The sequence below is a fragment of the Cytobacillus sp. QJM3NY_8 genome (assembly GCF_056173585.1).
On the sequence record NZ_CM149681.1, the window covers coordinates 3,499,941 to 3,521,354 of the forward strand.

Genomic DNA, 21,414 nt, shown 5'->3' on the forward strand with positions numbered 1-21,414 from the left:
CCTCCTCGAGGTGAGGCCCCAGGGCGTCAGCATAAACATCACACGACCGAAAGCAACAGCTTTTGGGAGGGTGGCGGTCTAAGTCTGCGTTCCTTCGCGGGCAAGGCGCTTCCGCATTTCTAATTAATCGATTTCTTTTTTGTTTTTACCTTTAATGAATCGGTATGTCAAATACGCTATGTAAAGCGGAATCGCAATATAAATTAAATCGGGAAATGGTCCATAGGAGCCCTTATAAATAACGTACAGAACACTTCCAAGAAAAATGGTAACAATCGTCCCGTATTTTGGAAGAGGAACTTCCTTAAAGCTGGGAATCCGAATTCTGCTTACCATCAGAAAGCATAGTGCTGTGAACACAACAGTTGTAATGATATTGGGAATACGGTCACCAAAAAGGGTCAGTATGGCCATTATCCCTCCTGCTGCTGTTATTGGAACTCCTATAAAATAATTTAATGAGGACTTTGGGGGACTGATATTGAATCGGGCAAGCCGATATGCCCCGAATAGAGGAAAAAGACCTGAAACGATTAATCCAAGGATTCCAAATTGAAAAAAGTATGTATAAAAGACCAAAAATGAAGGGGCAACCCCAAATGTAACAATATCTGCCAGTGAATCAAGTTCTTTTCCAAGCGTACTATCCGCTTTCAGCATTCTTGCCAGCCTGCCGTCCATGCTATCAAGCATCATGCCGATTAAAATTAATATTGCTGCATTTTTAAATTCGCCATTGGCAGCCATTCCGATTGAAAGAAAACCGCAATATAAGTTACCCAAAGTGACCATATTGGGAATTGTTTTAATAAAACGCACTAGTGACCATCACACTCCAAAAATAGAAAAAAGTTTATTTTATTATATATTCCCTTTCATTATACCATTTAATCTTCTTTAAAGCCCTCCTCTTTCATAGAAACATTCGCCGCCAAAAAAGAAAGAGCCATAATCCATCATATGGATTTAGGGCTCTTCATGAATTCATAAGTTACAGATCGGCTATCTGAAAGACAAGTTCGCCGACTTTTATTTAGAATATTTATTTTGCTGTCAGAGCTTTAACATTCTCCGCTGACATTCCAGCAATATTGCTTAAAACTTCCTCATTATGTTCTCCCAGTTTTGGAGGGCCAGTCAATGCTGAGTCAATTCCTCCATGCATTTTAACTAAAGGGTAATTCCCGTCTTGTTCATAAATCTCCTTAAAAAGTTGAAAGTCTTTTAATTCACCCGTCTCCAATACCGGAGTCAGGCAGCAATCAACTCTTTGCCCGAATTCAGTCCACTCTTTTAATGTCCTGCTTTTAAATAATTCGGTCATCTCCAAATATACAGGATTATTGCCAGAAGCACGGGAGAAATGGGAATCAATCCAATCCTCCCTGCCGGCACTCTTGCAGAAGTTAATCCAAAACTTCGGCTCTAATGCAGCAAGAGCAGCAAACCTCGCATCCTTTGTTTCATAAATAGAGTAGGCGACGATCTCCCCGCTTAGTACCGATAGCCCATTTGAATAACCCGTTTCGTTTTCAATCAGCAAATGGTTTCCCATGATGGAAGCCATCACTTCAGCAATGGAAATGCAGTGATGCCCGCCATTTCCGGAAATCCTGCTGGAAAGCAGGGCTGCCAGTATCCTTTCACTCGCGGCCATTCCTCCCATAAAGTCCGCTATTGTATTGGACGGGTGAACTGGACGGCCGCTGGGGTCCTTCAGCTGGGAAAGGGCGCCGCTTACTGCCATATAGTTTAAATCATGGCTGCCTAAATATTGATAGTCTTCATTGCCCCCGTAGCCTGTAAGGGAGCAATAAACGATAGCGGGCTTGTGTCTTTTTACAGTCTCATAATCAAGTCCGAGCTTTTTCATGACTCCTGGCCGAAAGCTTTCCAGCACGGCATGACTTTCAGAAATCAGCTTTAGGGCTGCATTTCTTCCATCCTCACTCTTCAGATTGAGTGTAATGCTTTTTTTACCGCGGTTGTTGGCGGCAAACACGGCTCCTGTACCCTCTATTTTAATATCCAGCTGCCTTGCGGGGTCACCAGTCAAGGATTCAACCTTAATCACTTCAGCTCCAAGCTCTGCAAGTCTCTGGGAAGCAAACGGACCGGGGAGATAATTGGAAAAATCAATTACTCTAATGCCTTTTAACATCATGCATCCCTTTCTTCCGGCTAAATTTTTCCGTCAGCGAACAGATCCTCCAGCTGCTTTCTGAGCATAAACTTTTGAATCTTGCCGCTTGCATTCCTTGGCAGAGCTTCACAGAATACGTATTTTCTCGGCCGCTTATAATTAGCAAGTTCATCACTATTCCTGCACAGTTCATCCAGCTCATTTTCAGATAGTGCCGGATCTTTTTTAACTACAAATGCTGTGACCGTCTCACCCCAGCGGTCATCAGGCTGGCCGATCACTGCCACATCCAGTACGCCATTATGCGTATATATAATATCTTCCACTTCCCTAGGGTAAATGTTTTCACCGCCGCTAATGATCATATCATCGACTCTGTCTTTAACGTACAAGTAGCCTTCGTCATCCAGATATCCTATGTCACCTGAATGGTACCAGCCCCCGTGCATGGCAAGATCGTTTGCCTCATCCCGATTAAAATAACCACTCATCATGCATGGACCTTTTACGATGATTTCACCTGTTTCCCCTGTCGGCACCACATTCTCAGGATCTGATGGACCATTTTCATTCGGCCTTACAATCCTAATCTCATGATTTAAACATGCCTGCCCGGCAGACCCTGCTTTCCGGATTTGATCATTTTCAGATAAAAACGTGATCGCTGGCCCCATCTCGGTCATTCCATATGCCTGTACGAGGGATATGCCTAATTTTTCCCGGCAGGCATAAACAAGTGCCGGAGCCATTGGAGCTGCTCCATACAGTCCCAGCTTCAGGCTTTCCAGGTTATAATGGCTTAAGTTTTCCTGCAGCAGCATATTCCACATGGTAGGTGCTGCAAAAAACTTTGTAATCTTCTCATCTGAGATTAACTGTAATACTTCTTTTGCATCAAAGTGATGGAGGATGGTATTTTTTGCCCCCACATGCACCCTTGGCAAAAAGGCACAGTGAAGCTCTGCACAGTGGAACATTGGTGCAGTCACGAGACCATTGTCACTGCTTTCAAGCTTTGTGGCTCCTATTACGATTAAACTTTGTTCAGCCATATCCCGGTGCCTGTGGACAACTCCTTTTGGCCTTCCCGTGGTACCGCTTGTGTACATGATCGCGTATAAGTCATTTTCGTCCATTTCTATTTCAATTTCATCGTGTGATGCTGCATCCACTTTTTCCCGATAGGATGAAGCATATCCGGGTGCCTTGTCATCAATGTACCAAAAGGCTGTATGCGGAAAACGTTTAGCAATTGGGGTAATGCCGGATTCCAGCATTTGTTCAAATAACACTACTTTTGGCTCTGCATCCTGAAGGATATAAGCAACTTCTTCTGACATCAGCCTAAAGTTGATCGGATTAAAAATGGCGCCGATTTTTGCACATGCAAAAAATGCTGTTGCAAGCTCCTCAGTATTAAAAAGGTAGGTTGAAACCCTGTCACCCTTCCTGACTCCCTCATTCATTAAGGCATTCGCCAATTTATTGATCTCAAGGCTCCATTCCTTATAGGTAAGACGCAGATTTTTTCTGACATCATACAGGGCTTCTTTATTCGGAAATTTTCCGGCAGTTAGATCGAAAATTCTTCCAATAGTAGTAGTCATTTTCATTCCTCCCCATTCTTCAGTCTAAACGTTCAATAATAGTCGCATTTGCCATACCAAGGCCTTCACACATGGTCTGAAGTCCATAGCGCCCCCCTGTTCTTTCTAGTTCATGCATCATGGTGACCATCAGCCGTGCACCGCTGCCTCCCAAAGGATGGCCGAGTGCAATGGCTCCGCCGTTTGGGTTAAGCTTTGCAGGGTCGGCTCCAGTTTCTTTCAGCCAGGCAAGCGGAACAGGAGCGAACGCTTCGTTCACTTCAAACACATCGATGTCCTCAATAGCCAGTCCAGCATTCTTTAACACTTTCTCGGTTGCAGGTATCGGTCCAGTCAGCATTAAAGTAGGATCAGAGCCAACTGCTGTGCGGGAAAGTATCCTGAATCTCGGCTTCATTCCAAGCTCCTCTGCTTTATCGCGTGACATAATTAATAGTGCTGCGGCTCCATCACTGATTTGACTTGAATTTCCTGCATGAATGACCCCATTCTCCTTAAAAACAGCCCTTAAACTTCCAAGTTCTTCCAGCGACGTTTCCTTTCTGGGGCCAGAGTCCTCCGAAACCGTCATGAGCTGTCCATCAGGCAATTTCACATTTAATGGTGCAATCTCTCTCTCAAAACGTCCTTCGTCCTGGGCTTTTAAAGCCTTTTGGTGGCTCTCTAATGAATAGCGATCAAGTTCTTCTCTTGTAAAACCATATTTTTCAGCAATGCGTTCAGCTGATAAGCCCTGGTGGATGATTTCATGTTTGTCTGTCAGTTTTTCACTGAATTCTACACCCTGATAACTGGAGCCGATTGGGACACGGGACATGCTTTCGACACCGCCTGCGATAACAATTTCCATATCTCCCGCCAAAATCGCCTGAGCTGCAAAATGGACAGCCTGCTGGCTGGAGCCGCATTGACGATCAATGGTGGTACCTGGCACTTCAATCGGAAACCCTGCGATCAAAGCTGCGACCCTTGCAATATCCCCTGTTTGTTCGCCTATTTGCGAGACACACCCAAGAATGACATCATCAATAATTTGCGGATCTATACCTGCACGTTCGACAAGTGCCATTAGTGCTTCAGCAGCCAGATCATCCGCCCTGATATCTTTTAAAAAGCCGTTTTTTCTTCCTACTGGCGTTCTGACACCTTCGACGATGACAGCTTCACGCATGTTTACTCCTCCTTATAAACCCATGTTCTTCGCAATAATGGTTTTCATGATTTCATTTGTACCTGCATATATGCTGGCAACCGGTATATCCCTGTATCTCCTTGCAATCTCGTATTCTTCCATATAGCCATAGCCGCCATGAAGCTGCATGCATTCTGCGGCAATATTCCGGGCATTTTCTGTAAGCTTCCATTTCGCCATGGAGACTTTTGTAACTACATCTTTGCCTGCCATATGTTCTGTGATCAATTGATCAAGGAACGACCTTCCCATCTCTATATCTGTTGCCATTTCGGCAATCTTAAATTGAGTGTTTTGAAATTGGCTGACCGGTCTTCCGAATGCCTCACGATTCTTAACATAATTCATTGTTAAATTAAGCATTTCCTCTGCAGCCACCTGTGCAGCGATTGCTACGACAAGTCTTTCCTGCTGCAGCTTTTCCATCAAATAAAGAAAACCTTTCCCTTCTTCTCCAATCAGATTTTCTTTCGGAACCTTACAATCTTCAAAAATTAACTCTGCCGTATCCTGACAGTGAAGTCCGACCTTGTTTAATTTTCTTCCCCTTGTAAACCCCTTGGTTTCCCTCTCGACCGCAAGCAAGCTTACTCCTTTATGCCGGGGAACTGCATTGGGATTGGTTTTACAGGCAATGATGATTAAATCGGAATGAATTCCATTGGTTATAAAGGTCTTTTCGCCATTCACTATGTAATGGTCCCCTTCAAGTCTTGCTGTCGTTCTGATGCCGGCTAAATCAGATCCGGCGCCAGGTTCAGTCATTGCGATAGCAGTAATGATTTCTCCTGCCGCACACTTTGGCAGCCACCTTTCCTTTTGCTCATCTGTTCCATAAGCAGTAATATACGGAACAACGATATCATTGTGAAGCCCAATTCCCACCATGCCTGAGCCAACACGTTCAAGTTCTTCATTGATGACTACTGAGAAGCCCCAATCAACGCTGCTTCCGCCATATTTTTCTTCAATATCAGGGCATAAAAAACCCTGCTCCCCCATCTTGTACCAAAAATCCCGGGGAATGATCCTGTCCTCTTCCCATTTGTCATAATTCGGATAGGCTTCCTTCTCTAAAAACTTACGCAGTGATTGCCGAAAAATTTCATGCTCTTCCTGTATGTATGAAGCAGCCATATTATGATCCTCCGAATCTAAAATTTTTTTGACAAAACACAAAGTACTATTCCTCACCTTTGAAAAGGCTTACATTTATATTGTACAATAATTATCGATATTTTTAGAACATTAAAATATTTTTTCAAAAAAAGAACCTATTCTATGCAGAAAGGGCAGGTTCTCTATTTACTTTGGCTGCATACGGATGCCGCCATCCAGACGGATCGTTTCTCCATTCAGCATCGGATTCACTAAAATACTCTCAGCCAGCCTGGCATACTCCTCAGGATATCCCAGTCTTGAAGGAAAGGGCACCATTTTCCCCAATGAATCCCTTGCCTCATCAGGCAGTGAATCAAACATAGGTGTATTAAACAATCCAGGGGCAATCGTCATAACACGAATCCCATAATCCGCCAGCTCTCTGGCAATTGGCAAGGTCATGGCAACCACACCGCCTTTCGATGCACTATATGCAGCCTGGCCAATTTGTCCTTCAAAGGCTGCTACGGAAGCAGTGTTAATAATGACGCCTCTTTCATCTTGATCATTCGGATCATTCTTTGCCATTTGTTCAGCAGCCAGGCGAATGACATTAAAAGTCCCGACCAGATTAATCGTTATGACCTTTTGGAACATATCCAGTGTGTGGACTCCCTTTCTGCCAAGCAGCTTGGCGGCAATTCCGATGCCGGCGCAGTTAACGGCAGTATTAAAGCTGCCAAATTTTTCAGAAGCGAATGCAACTGCTCCCTGCACGTCTTCTTCTTTTGTTACATCCGTTTTAAAAAAATAAACATTCCCTCCCAGTTCCTTGATAAGATGGCTTGCCCGATCTTCCGCCAAATCTGCAATAAGAACTTTTCCGCCGCATCCGGCTATTTTTCTCACAGTCGCCTCGCCAAGCCCTGAGGCGCCGCCAGTGATTATGGCCCTGCAATCTTTCAATTCCATAGTGAACCTCCTTTTATTAATCAGGTTTTCTATGAAGACATTTCCATTAAGAATGGAGATTTTCCTGCTGACTGGCCGAATTCCCTGCTGATTATTTATCAATTCCTTGTAATTGCACAAAAAAACAGCTCCTTTTCAGAAGCTGTTTTTCTATGCCAAATACCGATCGCCAAGAATTTCTCTAAGGTGCTGCCTGACCCGATACAATTTAGTTTTGACAGTGTTTGGGTTGAGATGGAGAATGTCCGCTATTTCTTTCTCTTTCAGCCCGTGCTTTGTTTTAAGCAGGAAAACCCTTTTCTGTTCATAGGAGAGGGAATCCACATAAGCGTATATCTGCTCCTCAAGCAAATTAACTTCTGCTTCCTGCCCAGCATCAATAAATTTACTTTCCATGCAGTTTTCAAAATCAAAAGAATCCTGTATTCTCTCATTTGTCCTTCTTTCTTTCCGGACAAAATCAATCGCAGTTCTGGTTGCAATCGAGGATAACCAGGCCCCCAGCTTTTCCTGATCATCAATGCTGTCCATTTTTTTATATGCTTTGAGCAGGGATTCCTGCACAACATCCTGTGCAAGATAATGATCCCGAGTTATATTATAAGCAATATGATAGAGCCGTTTATTGTAGAGCCTGCAGATCTCTCTCATATCCATTGAAGGTTTAATCACTTTAATCCCCCTCTCCTATAGGTTTCTAACCTTTTATTGAAGCCGTTCTTTTATAAAGGCTGGAACTGTTTTTTCCGTGAAGCTTTTAATATCAATTGTCCTTTGCTCATCAAAATAGAACGCAATAATATAGTCTCCATCCACGAATCCTTCTGAATTCTTCAAGCTGCTTTCAATTTGTTCCTTATCCGTTAATTTGACGGCAGATTTGCTATCTCTCATTTCTTCAAAAACTTCTTCATACGAGTACCCTGCTGCAAAGTTGATATCGATATCCTTCGCTTTTGCAGCCAAAGCATAAGAGATATCATTGCTGTTCACTCTTGCTTCATTCAGCAGTGACTTTTCTTCCAGCCATTTCTCAAATCTTGAATAAGAAGGATACCAGGGCATATAAGCTTTATTGCTGTCATTATAAAAAATCTCAATGTGCGCATATGGCTCGTCACTTCCCTGGAGTTCTTCAAAGGAAGCAGAATCAACTTCTTCAGTTAATATCTCAATAGCCTCTTTTAGATCTTTATCGTCTGTAATGACCGCCCGCTTCGTAACTGGGCCAGTTGGAGTAATCGTCAATTTCGTTGCAGCATCTGCTGAAACCTGATAAATTTCATTTGTTGCCTTTTTATATTCATCTGATTCATAAATCAGCTTAAGAAATGGCTTGTATTCCTTTTTATTAATCCTGTAATCACGGATTAGCTTTTCACCATTCTTCAGTTCATACACGATAAAAACTGAATCGCGGCCCGGAATCTCCGCAAGCCTGTTTTCATCCTTTACAATCGTCTCATGAAATCTTCTGACCAAATCAATATTCTCGTATTCTTTCAAATATAAGGGTTCCTCAGTATCGATATCACTATAAAGGTAAAAACTCTCGCTAAAATGAACCCGCTCAATCTCATTGCCCCGTGGTATGCTTTTTTCATATTGAGTAAAGTCAAATTGGAATAAGGCGAATAAAGCCGCCATTAAAGCTGTGTATGCCAGCAATCCTTTCATATTAATGGTCACACGCCATGATTTTTGCAGAACCATTTCGGCAGCCGCATATCCAATCAATGCTCCAAACACGTAGCCAGCTATAAGCCAGCTCATGCCGCCGCGCATCTCACCGAAATATCCTCCCCCTAAAAGCATCGTGCAAAAAGTTACACCATATTTAAAGATGGGTTTTGTAATCGGAAAAACCAGGGCATGGGAGACAGCCTCCATCCTTCTCCTTTTATAGATCTGCAAACCAAGACAATACAGAGACAAAATAAGAAAGAGATAAATAACAGCCTCTGCGCTTGAGGGAGTGCGCATGTTCATCTGAGTTAGTGCAATTAAGGGAGAAAACTTCTCAAATTTGCTTGCCATATAATATTGGTCTGGATAGCCAAATAAATAGAATGGCAAATTAATAGAAACTAAAATGATCAGGCCTACAGGGAGCAAGAGGAAAATATACGTTAAGGCACCTTGAACGGCGGATAATCCCGTCAGCATTCCCACAGAAACTCCTGCCAGGTAAATCACAATATTAAACAAAAGGGTGATGCCCACCCAATTGAATATCTCCCCAATTGAATAGAACTCCTGCAAATTCATGGGCTGGTACAGTATCAGAACTATCAAAGCAATGAGTAAAACCGGCGAAATTAATAGCATGATGCCAGTTAAAGCATACTGATGAAAAATGGATGCCCGCTTGACTGGGAGACTGTGCATTAAATCGCTATATTGTTTTACCTGTGTGTATCTGAATAAGAACACTGACAAGATCACCGGCACTGATATATTAAAAATAAACTGGATTTGGAAGTTGTGTTGAAACAGATTGTCAATGTCCAAAAATTTCCGCTGTTCCTCTGAAGAATTCATTATTATATCAAGTGGAATAGCGAAGAACAGACCGAGAAAATATACAATGGAAACCCAGCCTACACTTCTGAAAATCGTTTTTAAAATTTCCCTTTTAACCAAGGATGTTCTGGACTGCATATCCAATATCCCCCATTTCATAGATGAAGATCTCCTCTAATGTAAGGGGAAGCATATCGAAAATCACAGGCTTAAATTGTTCTACATATGATGATATTTCCTTCGCATCTCCCTTTACAATGCAGATCATAATGCTGCCTCTTTTTTCTTTATGAAGGATTTTCAGCGGATCGAAAATGGCTGGTACAGATCCTTTAAAAGCCACTTGAATCTTATGTGTATCTGTTTTAAGGTCATCCAGGTCTTTTTCCAGGATCATACGCCCTTTATGCATGATGCCAATAAAATCACATAAATCTTCCACTTCACGCAGGTTATGAGAGGAAATAAGGATGGTCATTTCTCTTTCGGCAACCTCATCTATAAGCAGGCTTTTCACTTTTTTTCTCATGACCGGGTCCAGCCCATCCATAGGCTCATCCAAAATTAAAACTTCCGGCCTGGCAGACAAAGCCAGGATAAAAGCAGCCTGCCTCTGAATGCCTTTTGAAAATCTATGAATCTTTTTATGTATGTCCATTTCAAAAATAGCAGCAAGTTCTTCAAAGCGGCCGTCATCCCATCTGCTGTAAATATTTTGATAAAATTGTGCCATTTGCTTAACTGTATATTGAGGCAGAAAATAGGGATGGTCCTGAATAAAAAAGATCCTTTCCTTAATTACCGGATTTTCGAAGACCGGCTGGCCGTCAATGGCAACATACCCCTCATCCTCCGCATAGATGCCTGCCAAAAGCTTCAAGAGCGTTGTTTTTCCGGCTCCATTGGAACCAAGCAAGCCGTATATGGACCCTTTATTGACTTCGATGGAGACATTTTCAACAGCCTCCATCTCCTCGAATGATTTACGTACATTACGGATTTTGATCATCTTCTATCCCTCCCCCTATAGCTGCTTCTAATTCCTGAATCATATTAAATAATTCATCTTTTGTAATTCCAAGATATATAGCTTCTGATAAAAGCTTTGAAAGTTCACTTTTCACTTTTTCTATTTTTTCTCTGTTCAGATTGGGAGTTGCTGGACTGACAAAACTGCCCTTCCCCTTTATAGAATAAATATAGCCCTGAGATTCTAGTTCCCTGTATGCCTTTTGAATCGTATTGGGATTGATTGTCAGCTGATGGGCCAGCGTTCGAACGGAAGGCAGCTGTTCATCTGCTGTTAAGACCTCGGTGATGATCAGCTCTTTAAGCCGCTCAACCAGCTGTTCATATATAGGCTTTCGGCTCCTTACGTCCAATTCAAACATGTTTACCCTCCCATCTGTACGTAGTGTACTATCATTCATAGTACAGTTAATACAGTTAGATTATATTACAAGTAATTGGAAAAGAGAAGAGGAAATTTAAATTTTTATAAAAAGAAAAAACTGGCTCAGCCAAAGGGCTAAACCAGTTATAATTAATTATTTAGCTGATTTCACATTCACCGGAGGCGGAGGCAAAATCATGTTGGAACGTCTATTGTTTGTTGCGATAATATAAACAGCTGCGAATGCGATGCCAACCGCAATGAAGGATCCGAGATTGAAGATCCCTTTTTGCGAATACCATACAATCGAGTAGCCCACTGACCCAGCCAGCAAGGCATAATAGAAGAATGGGAAAAGGGTTTTCCGAATGACAGTGCCTTCTTTTCCGACAAGACCAACAACAGCTGATGCAGCAACTACGTTATGGACACAAATCATGTTTCCAGCTGCTCCGCCGACTGCCTGAAGAGCTACAATCCAGGTTGCATCCACTCCAATCTGTGAACCAACATCATATTGGAATAGAGAAAACATCATATTACTGACAGTATTACTTCCCGCGATAAAAGCACCCATGCCTCCTATAAACGTTGCAAAGAACGGCCAGAATTCCCCTGCAAGTGCTGCAGCACCGTTTGCAAGTTCGATCGGCATCTGATTATAGCCTGCCTCTCCCCCGCCGGTATTGATGAAAACCTGTACCATCGGAACAGTGAAAATTAATGCGGTTGAAGCAGCAACGGTTGTTTTTCCTGAATCTGCCCAGGCTTTTTTGTATGAACCAGAATTCATTCCATGAATAAAATAGGTGATAACGGATACAAGAATAAAAATGGTCCCCGGCAAATACAGCGGCTGGAAACTTGAGGTGATGCCGGAATCGAAAATGTTTTCAAACTTAACCGTCCAGGCCTGGAGCCACTCTAGGAATGGAAGCGATTTCAATCTGGACAATACTAAGAACAGGCCAACTAAAACATAAGGAGTCCAGGCACGCAGCATGCTCATGCTTCCGCTTTTGTGGGCAACTGCTTTGATTTCAAGTTTACCAGTCCACTCCGGATCCCACTTGGATTTCTCTTCAAAATCCCAAACCTGATCCTTAGGAGGCATAAGAAATCCTTTTTTTGCCGCAACAACAACAATTGCTAAACCAGTTAATCCTCCAATCATAGACGGGAATTCAGGTCCAAGAACATTGGCAACAATTACATAAGGGATTGTCATGGCAAAAGATGCGAACAGGGCAAACTTCCAAATCTTTATCCCTTCTGTAAACGATTTGTTCTTGCCAAAGAATCTTGTCATTAAAGCTACTACAAATAAAGGAATTAATGTGCCTGCAATCATATGGAGAATAGCTACTTGTCCGGCAATTTGCGTTACCAGGCCAAGCAGATTATCTGTAAGGCTCGCATTGCCAGATAAACCGGACTGCACACCAACGAGCATCGGAGTGCCTACTGCACCGAATGAAACTGGTGTGCTTTGAATAACCATCCCGGCAATTACAGCTGTCATAGCCGGGAAGCCCAGACCCACTAATAGCGGTACAGCTACTGCTGCAGGAGTCCCAAACCCGGATGCGCCTTCAATGAAAGAACCGAATAGCCAGGCAATGATAATCACTTGAATTCTGCGGTCAGGAGAGATATCGGTAAATCCCTGGCGGATGGTCTTTAAGCCGCCGCTTTCCTGCAGAGTATTCAGAAGCAGTATTGCACCAAAAATAATGTATAGGAGTGTTCCGGCGACAACCAGGCCATTAATGGATGCAGCCGCCACTTTTGCACCCGACACCTTCCAGACAAATAGCGCCAGGACAACAGCTACAAGGTACGAGATGGGCATGGCCTTACTTGCCGGCCATCTTAGTCCGACAAGGAATACTGCAACTGCAATAATTGGCAATAATGATAATAAAGCTAACATTCCAGTACTCATTACTTACTTTTCCCCCTTTTGTTTTGTAATAGCGAACAATAATTGCACTTTGTTGCGGACTGCGAAACATGTTATATAACTATAATTGTTTTGTTATACAACAATGAATCAAGCTTATTTTTATTATACAAACATTTTTCATAATTTCAATAATATTTGGAAAATTTAATCTATGCATTTACACAAAAATATTTGTATGTATATACAAAAAAATTAGCCCAATATATCTTTTTATCAAGATATATTGGGCTAATCCTAACTTATTCGGCTGACATGTCCGAGCCGGGCGGAAATCCCTTGTCCGGTTTTTACCATTATAGACTTTAATGCATCAAGTCGATCACTAGTCATCCGCATTGTCGGGCCTGAGATACTGACTGCAGCAATAACTTTGCCGAGGTGGTCAAAAATAGGAACGGCAACACAAGTAATCCCATATTCATTTTCTTCCAGATCAAGGGCATATCCATTTTGCCTGACCTGCCCCAATTCTTTCATAAATTCATCTTTATCCGTTATGGTTTTATTTGTATGAACCGGCATCCCTTTTCTTTCAAGGATATCAAAAACAACGCTTGAAGGCAGATGAGCCAGAATGGCTTTTCCGACAGAAGTGCAATGCATCGGAGCTCGTTTGCCAACTTTAGAATGCATCCTTAAAGTCTCATTGCCCTCAAGCTTTTCGATGTACACAACCTCTCCCTGGTCGTAGACGACCAAATGAATGACTTCATTTGTTTCATTTTCCAGCTCCTGAAGAAAAGGTCTTGCCTCTGCACGCAAATCGATTGATTCAAGCAGTTTTGAACTGATCTCCAGGAATTTATACCCTAATTTGTACTTGCCGGTTTCGCTATCCTGCTCTATATATCCGTACTGAACAAGAGTAGAGAGGATACGATAAACAGAGCTTTTATTGATATCAATCTGATTGGCAATTTCCGTTACGCCAAGACCGCTTTTTTTCAGGCTGATCAATGTAATAATATCCAGTGCCCTGCTGACGGACTTGACCATGTTTTCTCTTTCCACAATACTCACCTCTGGTGCAAAAACCTTAATCCATTACAAATAGATTATACCGTTTTTGCGCTTTCACGTGCCACTGCAAAGGTATTCCGCAGCGTTCCAATCTCTTTGATCTCACATTCGATAACATCGCCTGACCTAACCATTTCAGCCCCAACAGGGCTTCCTGTAAGGATTACGTCACCTGGCATCAGCGTCATGACATTAGTCAGGTAGGAAATCATTTTTCGAATTGGGATAATCATTAATTCTGTGCTGCTGCTCTGCTTCTCTGAGCCGTTTAATTTAGCCTCAACTTTAACCTGAAATGGATCCAGGTCTGTTTCGATAACCGGACCAAGCGGAGTAAATGTGTCAAAGGATTTGCCAATTGTCCAATGTCCATCATTATGGAAGAATTGCGGTGCAGTAACATCATTCCCAACTGTGTAGCCAAAAACATAATCAAGCACATCTGACTCTGCTACATTTTTAGCTTCCCTGCCAATGACCACTGCCAGTTCTGATTCAAATTTCACCTCTTCAATGCCTTCAGGAATGATAATATCCTCATCAGGCCCTATAACAGAAGATACAGGCTTAAAGAAGAATACAGGGATTTCCGGGAGTGTCTCAGGCAAATCTGATTTCACTGACACATAGTTAGCTCCAATACCAATAATCTGATTTGGAACCAGCGGAGCAAGCTGCTTAACTTCATCCTGCGAAAAGCTCTGGCCAGTATACTCCCAATCTCCGAAAATATCACCTTTAATTTCTTTAAATATGCCCCCCTCTGCTACTCCTGTATGTACTGCCCCTTTAACTTCAAATCTAGTAAATTTCATCTTTTTCCCTCTCCCCTCAATTACTTTAAGTCTGCAGATCTTTAGAAAAACAGGGCACATGCATGCCCTGTTCTAAAACTATTACTGTTTAACAGCATACCTGGACTTAGCTTCAAGACGGCGGCGGTGCAAAATAGGTTCTGTATAGCCATTTGGCTGATCATAACCTTCAAAAACGAGGTCACATGCTGCCTGGAATGCAACTGATTGATCAAAGTCAGCAGCCATTGGGCGGTATGCTGGATCTCCACTATTTTGTTCATCCACAACTTTAGCCATTTTCTTAAGTGTCTCAAGCACTTGCTCCTTCGTGCAGATTCCATGGTGCAGCCAATTCGCAACATGCTGGCTTGATATTCTTAATGTCGCACGGTCCTCCATTAAACCAATATTATTGATATCAGGAACTTTGGAACAGCCGATGCCCTGCTCAACCCAGCGGACAACATATCCCAGGATACCCTGTGCGTTGTTATCCAGTTCTTCTTGAACTTCCCCTGGAGTCCATTGCGGATTTTCAGCAACTGGAATCTGCAGGATTTCATCACGAAGGTCCGAAATTTCTTCCAGCAGCTGGTTTTGTACCTTTTGAACTTCCACCTGATGATAGTGTAAAGCATGAAGGGTTGCAGCAGTTGGAGAAGGTACCCAGGCTGTATTGGCTCCAGCGTTCAGATGGCCGATTTTCTGCTCCATCATATCAGCCATCATATCAGGCATAGCCCACATACCTTTTCCAATCTGCGCACGGCCTTGGAAGCCTGTTTCAAGGCCTGTATTGACATTGGATTTTTCATAGCCTTTTAGCCAAGCTGTTGCCTTCATGTCATTCTTGCGGATCATTGGGCCAGCTTCCATGGAAGTATGCATCTCATCCCCAGTCCGGTCCAGGAACCCAGTGTTTATGAAGACGATGCGCTCCTTTACTTCACGAATGCAGGCTGCCAGGTTCAAAGATGTACGGCGCTCTTCATCCATTACACCAATTTTAAGTGTATTCCGCTCAAGTCCGAGCAGATCTTCTGTCCGGTCAAACAACTCGTTTGCAAAAGCAACTTCCTTGGAACCGTGCATCTTTGGCTTAACGATATAAATGGAACCTTCTGATGAGTTTTGGTATGGGCCATTTCCAAGCAATGTATGCTTGCCAATCAGGCTGGTAATTACCGTATCCAGAATACCTTCCTGTACTTCATTTCCATCCGCATCTAAAATCGCATTAATGGACATTAAATGTCCGACATTCCTGACAAACATTAATGAGCGTCCAGATAATGAGAACTTCTCTCCATCTGGAGAAACATACGAACGGTCGGGATTTAATGTACGTGTCATTGATTTAGCACCCTTTGTAAAGGCGGCGGAAAGGTCTCCCTTCATTAAACCAAGCCAGTTGCGGTACACAAGGACCTTGTCTTCAGCATCAACTGCTGTTACTGAGTCTTCACAATCCATAATTGTGGTAATTGCAGCTTCAAGCAAAACATCCTTTACTCCGGCATCATCCGTTTTTCCAATTGGGTGGCTTCTGTCAATTTGAATTTCAAAATAAAGGCCATTATTCTTTAGAAGTACCGCAGAAGGCTGATCCTGCTCTCCCTGGTATCCGGCAAACTTTGCTTCTTCTTTTAGATTTGCAGTTTCGCCATTGTTAAGTACAACAGACAGCTTATCGTCTTCCACTTTATATTGAACAGCGTCTTTGTGAGAACCTCTTGACAAAGGAACGGTTTGATCAAGGAATTCCCTGGCAAACGCAATAACCTTTTCTCCCCTTACAGGATTATATCCGCCATCTCTATTTGCCCCGTTTTCTTCACTGATTGCATCTGTGCCGTAAAGTGCATCATATAAGCTTCCCCACCGGGCATTTGCTGCATTAATCGCATAACGCCCGTTATTAACTGGAACGACCAATTGCGGTCCAGCCTTCACAGCTACTTCATCATCCACGTTTTCCGTAGTAATCTTAAAATCTTCGGTCTTTGGCTCAAGATAGCCGATCTCTTCTAAAAAAGACTTATAGCTATTAAAATCAAAATCTTGATTTTCTCTGTGCCAATTGTTCAGCTTATGCTGAATTTCATCCCGCTTCGCCAGCAATGCTTTATTTTTAGGTGTCAGATCATTTATAAGCGCTTCCAAACCTGGCCAAAATTGTTCCTGATCCACTCCGCTTCCCGGCAGAGCCTCGGAATTGATAAATTCATAAAGCTCTCTTGCAACTTGCAGGCTTCCTGTTTTTACATAGTTTCCCATATTCATTTCCTCCTTTGGTTGCTGCTTTTACCATTTCTAATTTTAATGCGGCTGCCGATCCTTGTTTCTTATTACAAAACGGCGTTTCTAACTTTCTCTTAAAAAAATAATAGCATGTTTCCAAATGGATTTTCAATAATTTTCACACAACTTTATTCTTCTAATTGATAAGGCTGAATTTAGTTTTTCAACATTCGGTAACTGCCCAGCCTTCTATTGAAGGCTGGGTATTCTGTTATGAAATTGCCTGGGCCTTCATCTCTTTTTTGATTTCAGCACATCTGCTCGGCGATGGGAACAGTTTTCCAGCATTCAGCAGATTATGAGGATTAAAGACTTCCCGGATATCTGTCTGGGCAGCAATTTCTTCTTCTGTGAAAACAAATCGCATTTCTTCCCGCTTTTCAATGCCGACTCCATGTTCTCCAGTTATGGTCCCTCCAACATCGGCGCAGACTTTTAGGCACTGGCTTCCAGCTTCAAGTGCTTTCTCTGATTCTCCTGGTTTCCTTGCGTCAAATAGGACAAGAGGATGCAGGTTTCCATCTCCCGCATGAAAAATATTAGCAATCCTTAATCCCGATTCACTGCTAATCTGATTGATTCTGCTTAAAACTTCAGGCAGTTTGCTTCGAGGAATGACCCCATCCTGAACCAGATAATCGGGAGAAATGGCTCCCATGGCACCAAAGCCTGTCTTACGGTTCGCCCACCATCTTGCTCTTTCCTCTTCACTTCCTGCCGCACGGACTTCACGGACATTCCTCTTTCTGCAAACCTCAAGGATTTGGTCGATCTGTTCCTCAATTCCCGCTGCAATTCCATCCACTTCAATTAAAAGAACTGCTTCTATATCTTTTGGATGGCCTACCGGAAAAGCTGCAGCTTCCACACCTTCAATAGCAGTCTTATCCATCATTTCAAGAGCTGCTGGTACAATACCCGCAGATATTATATCTGATACTGCCTGGCTCCCATCTTCAACCCGATCGAAGTAGGCGAGGACAGTCTGCTTTCCTTCAGGGTTTTTCAGTACCCTCACAGTTATTTTTGTTACAATTCCAAGGGTCCCTTCAGAACCTGTAATCAGACCAAGTAAATCATATCCGGGAGCATCGGGAATACCGTCCTTGCCAATTTCCACTATCTCACCATTAGGCATGACCACTTCAAGTCCAAGAATATGGTTTGTAGTAACTCCGTACTTCAGACAATGTGCACCGCCGGCATTTTCTGCAACATTTCCGCCAATTGTACAGCAGTACTGGCTGGATGGATCCGGTGCGTAATAATAGCCTTTATCGGATATTGAATTTGTGAGTTTCAGATTTACAAACCCAGGCTCCACAACGGCGCGGCGGTTTTCAAGATCAACGCTAATAAGTTTTTTCATCCTAACCATACTGATTATTATTTCTCCATTAAGAGGTATGGCTCCTCCGCTCAGCCCCGTACCTGCCCCCCTGGCCAGGAAGGGAAGATTGTTTTCCGAGCAGTACGTGACAATCTCCGACACTTCTTGTGTATTCTTTGGAAAAACGACTGCCCTTGGCAAGTGCTTATGGATCGTAAAGCCGTCACAGTCATAAGCAACAAGATCTTCTTTCTGGTAAAGAATGGAACGGGAACCTCCCACAATTTCAGCCAAATTTAAGATGTGTTGGTCCTGTGATTTAACCCGATCTTTCGTTCTCACTCTTTTCCCTCCTTCACACGGTCTTCCTTTTGGTAAGCCCAGTCAAGAAGCTGGACAGTATGGACAATTTTCTGATTCCTGCCGTATTTTTGAACTCCCATGGCCATTTGAAGCATACAGCCGGGATTTCCCATTGAGATCATTTCCACATCATCTGGAACATTTTCCATCTTGCTTTCAAGGACCGCATTGGCCATTTCCGGATTGGTAATATTGTATATTCCTGCACTGCCGCAGCAGCGGTCTGAATTAGGCATGTGTACCATCTCAACACCAGGAATATCAAGGAGAATATCACGCGGCTGCTGCCGGATTCCCTGACCATGTGCTAAATGGCAGGCATCATGGTAAGTAATTCTGGTTTTCATTTCTGCCTTTGGTTTTTCATAGCCTGTTTCATGAAGAAATTTTGAAATATCCTCTACCTTTTCAGAGAACTCTTCCGCTTTTGCATGCATTTCAGGGTCTTCCTTAAATAATTCTGCGTATTCCTTCATCATGCACCCGCATCCGGCTGCATTAACAATCACTTTATCAAAGTCTTTGAATGCTTCCATATTCTGCTTCGCCAGCTTCCTGCCCATATCACGGTCTCCCGCGTGAACATGCAGGGCTCCGCAGCATGTTTGGTTTTGGGGAATGACGACATCATTTCCATTTCGGGTCAGTACATTTATGGTGGATTCATTAATATCACTGAACATGACATCCATTACACAGCCGGTCAGCATCGCAACTTCCTGCTTTGTCTCCCCTTTTGCTTTGATTACTTTTACGTCTTTATATTTCTTTTTTACAGGCTCTTTCACTTCAGGCATGATGGATTCCATATCGGCAAGGTGCTGCGGCATAATATTGATTAATTTGGTTTTCCGGACTGCTTTTTGCATGCCGCTTTTTTGGTAGAATTTCAGAAGGCCGCCCAGCGTATTTAAGCGATTCTGGTGAGGGAAAAGGTCATGAAGAAAAAACTTGCTGATGGCTCCTTTCACACCAGTTAATGGCATTGCCTGCCGAATCTGGCCGCGTGCTTCCTCAATCAAACCGCCAACATCGACATCAGCTGGGCATGCAGTTGTACAGGCACGGCAATCCAGACATTGAAATACCGGGTCCATGAATTGCTCATTTACTTGAAGCTTCCCTTCAGCCACAGATTTGATCAGGTGTACACGCCCCCTTGGAGAATGCTGTTCCTGACCTGTCTGTTCATATGTCGGGCATGATTCCAGACACATGCCGCAATGGACACAGTCAGCCCATTTCTTTTCATCTGGCGGATCGCTCCATAAATAGTTTCCCAATCCCGAGGTACATGGCGGCTCTTGCTTTAAATCGAGTTCACGGACACTCATTTAAATCCCTCCTATGAATCTGTTTGGGCTTACTGTTTTATTTGGGTCGACTTTTGTTTTAATCCCCTGAAGCAAAAAGAAATGAGAAGGTTTATTTCCCCAAACATCCACTTTTTTCCGAAGCTCAAATGGCAGGTGCTTTGCAACCGCATATCCCCCTGCTCTTTCAGCGATCTGCCTTACATGTAAAGCGGCATCGGCGACATCTGGCTCTGCTCCTCTAATGGTCACTTGGCTCAATCCATGGCCCAGACCTCCGTGTGATTCGACTTTCACATTGAATTTATCTTGAAGCAGTTCAGTATCCTTTAATATTCTCACCGCGTCGAGATTAACAGTTCCAACCTTAAAGGAGGCTTCTGTTTGAATTGGCAATTCCTTGTCTGCCCCATTCGGAATATGCCTGTAAAAGCGATCCCAAAACAAATCCGCTTTTTCCTTAGAGCTTATACTCAATTTCGCATCTTTCGGCAGCATATTTCCCACAAAAATTTCCTGATAACGTACAGAGCTTTCAACATCTTCAAAACTCATAGCTATCGTGTAAGAGTTTATTCCGCTGAGTCTATCTGAAAGTGCCGGATTCAGCAGTTCAAGCGAAACTGGTTCAATCATAGAATCCAAAACCTTCACTCCAAACGCCTTTATATCCTCCAGATTTCCGGCTGGAAACGAAACGAGAACCAGACTCTCACATTTAGGGATTGGGCGAAGCTTTAAGGTAATTTCAGAAATCACACCAAGTGTGCCCATCGATCCTATAAACAATTTATTCATATCATAGCCGGCAACATTTTTTACGACTCTGCCACCCGAACGTATTACCTTTCCATCCGGATAAACAGTCCTTAATCCAATAACTGCATCACGGGCTGAACCGTAGCCCAACCTTTTGGGTCCGCTTTCATTTGCTGCAATGATTCCGCCTATTGTGGCATTTTCGGGCCAAAAAGGATCGAGAGATATCTTTTGATTATGTTTGGCCAGATAATCCTGAAGGTCTTTAAAGCGAGTTCCGGATCTTACTGTTACTGTCATATCACCAGGTGTGTGTTCCACAATCCCTGTATATTTTTCAAGTGATAAAAGAAAATCCGCTTTTTCATTTAACCCTCCGAATCCACGTTTTGTGCCACCGCCCATAATGTTGATGGTTAGACCATTCAAATCTGCATGCTTAATTGCCGCTGCAATCTCATCTTCTGTTTCCGGTAATATAATCATTTCTCCTGAGTTGCCAAATGGGCTTGAAACTTCATTTTTAATTATCTGGTCTTCTCTAAAATAAGTTTTTAAAGCACTTATCGATTCTGCTGCAATCAACATATCCACCCCGTTTGTTTCGTAATAGCAAACAACGTTTCTGATAAAT

17 protein-coding genes are annotated in these 21,414 nt (G+C 42.9%); all 17 read right to left on the reverse strand.

Annotated elements, in window-relative coordinates; all coding sequences use genetic code 11:
* Positions 1-123: 123 nt before the first annotated feature.
* A complete protein-coding gene (gene pssA, locus AC0VZ9_RS18000) occupies positions 124-819 on the reverse strand; it encodes a CDP-diacylglycerol--serine O-phosphatidyltransferase (RefSeq protein WP_009333556.1) in 696 nt (231 codons plus the stop codon).
* Positions 820-1,042: 223 nt separating this feature from the next.
* Entirely contained in the window at positions 1,043-2,161 is a 1,119-nt protein-coding gene (locus tag AC0VZ9_RS18005; protein WP_217025707.1) for a CaiB/BaiF CoA transferase family protein, read from the reverse strand.
* 20 nt (positions 2,162-2,181) lie between these two features.
* Entirely contained in the window at positions 2,182-3,750 is a 1,569-nt protein-coding gene (locus AC0VZ9_RS18010; RefSeq protein ID WP_251264807.1) for a fatty acid--CoA ligase, read from the reverse strand.
* A 19-nt stretch (positions 3,751-3,769) separates the two neighbouring features.
* Complete coding sequence (locus tag AC0VZ9_RS18015; protein ID WP_475396584.1) at positions 3,770-4,921, reverse strand: thiolase family protein; 1,152 nt, start codon at positions 4,919-4,921, stop codon at positions 3,770-3,772.
* 12 nt (positions 4,922-4,933) lie between these two features.
* On the reverse strand, positions 4,934-6,079 hold the full coding sequence (locus AC0VZ9_RS18020; protein WP_009333552.1) for an acyl-CoA dehydrogenase family protein: 1,146 nt from the start codon (positions 6,077-6,079) through the stop codon (positions 4,934-4,936).
* A 168-nt stretch (positions 6,080-6,247) separates the two neighbouring features.
* Positions 6,248-7,015 (reverse strand): 3-hydroxyacyl-CoA dehydrogenase, encoded by a 768-nt coding sequence (locus tag AC0VZ9_RS18025; RefSeq protein WP_251174987.1) that lies wholly within the window; start codon positions 7,013-7,015, stop codon positions 6,248-6,250.
* Between the two features lie 150 nt (positions 7,016-7,165).
* Entirely contained in the window at positions 7,166-7,687 is a 522-nt protein-coding gene (locus tag AC0VZ9_RS18030; protein WP_019382486.1) for an RNA polymerase sigma factor, read from the reverse strand.
* Positions 7,688-7,720: 33 nt separating this feature from the next.
* Positions 7,721-9,697, reverse strand: a complete 1,977-nt coding sequence (locus AC0VZ9_RS18035) for a DUF6449 domain-containing protein (protein WP_251156796.1) — start codon at positions 9,695-9,697, stop codon at positions 7,721-7,723.
* Entirely contained in the window at positions 9,651-10,547 is an 897-nt protein-coding gene (locus AC0VZ9_RS18040) for an ABC transporter ATP-binding protein (protein WP_252245181.1), read from the reverse strand. Before AC0VZ9_RS18040 ends, AC0VZ9_RS18035 begins: the two co-directional genes overlap by 47 nt.
* Complete coding sequence (locus AC0VZ9_RS18045; protein WP_009333547.1) at positions 10,531-10,929, reverse strand: GntR family transcriptional regulator; 399 nt, start codon at positions 10,927-10,929, stop codon at positions 10,531-10,533. Before AC0VZ9_RS18045 ends, AC0VZ9_RS18040 begins: the two co-directional genes overlap by 17 nt.
* A gap of 156 nt (positions 10,930-11,085) precedes the next feature.
* Entirely contained in the window at positions 11,086-12,876 is a 1,791-nt protein-coding gene (locus AC0VZ9_RS18050; RefSeq protein ID WP_475396585.1) for an L-lactate permease, read from the reverse strand.
* A gap of 255 nt (positions 12,877-13,131) precedes the next feature.
* The gene (locus AC0VZ9_RS18055) at positions 13,132-13,908 is read right to left on the reverse strand and encodes an IclR family transcriptional regulator (RefSeq protein WP_009333545.1); all 777 of its coding nucleotides are present in this window, start codon (positions 13,906-13,908) and stop codon (positions 13,132-13,134) included.
* Between the two features lie 44 nt (positions 13,909-13,952).
* Positions 13,953-14,732 carry a fumarylacetoacetate hydrolase family protein gene (locus AC0VZ9_RS18060; protein WP_019382483.1) on the reverse strand — a complete coding sequence of 260 codons (780 nt, stop codon included), beginning with the start codon at positions 14,730-14,732 and terminating at the stop codon, positions 13,953-13,955.
* 81 nt (positions 14,733-14,813) lie between these two features.
* Positions 14,814-16,991 (reverse strand): malate synthase G, encoded by a 2,178-nt coding sequence (locus AC0VZ9_RS18065; protein WP_019382482.1) that lies wholly within the window; start codon positions 16,989-16,991, stop codon positions 14,814-14,816.
* A gap of 235 nt (positions 16,992-17,226) precedes the next feature.
* Positions 17,227-18,687 (reverse strand): FAD-linked oxidase C-terminal domain-containing protein, encoded by a 1,461-nt coding sequence (locus tag AC0VZ9_RS18070; protein WP_475396586.1) that lies wholly within the window; start codon positions 18,685-18,687, stop codon positions 17,227-17,229.
* Entirely contained in the window at positions 18,684-20,042 is a 1,359-nt protein-coding gene (locus tag AC0VZ9_RS18075; RefSeq protein ID WP_009333541.1) for a (Fe-S)-binding protein, read from the reverse strand. Before AC0VZ9_RS18075 ends, AC0VZ9_RS18070 begins: the two co-directional genes overlap by 4 nt.
* Positions 20,043-21,365, reverse strand: a complete 1,323-nt coding sequence (locus AC0VZ9_RS18080) for an FAD-binding oxidoreductase (protein ID WP_427037076.1) — start codon at positions 21,363-21,365, stop codon at positions 20,043-20,045.
* Positions 21,366-21,414 lie beyond the last annotated feature (49 nt).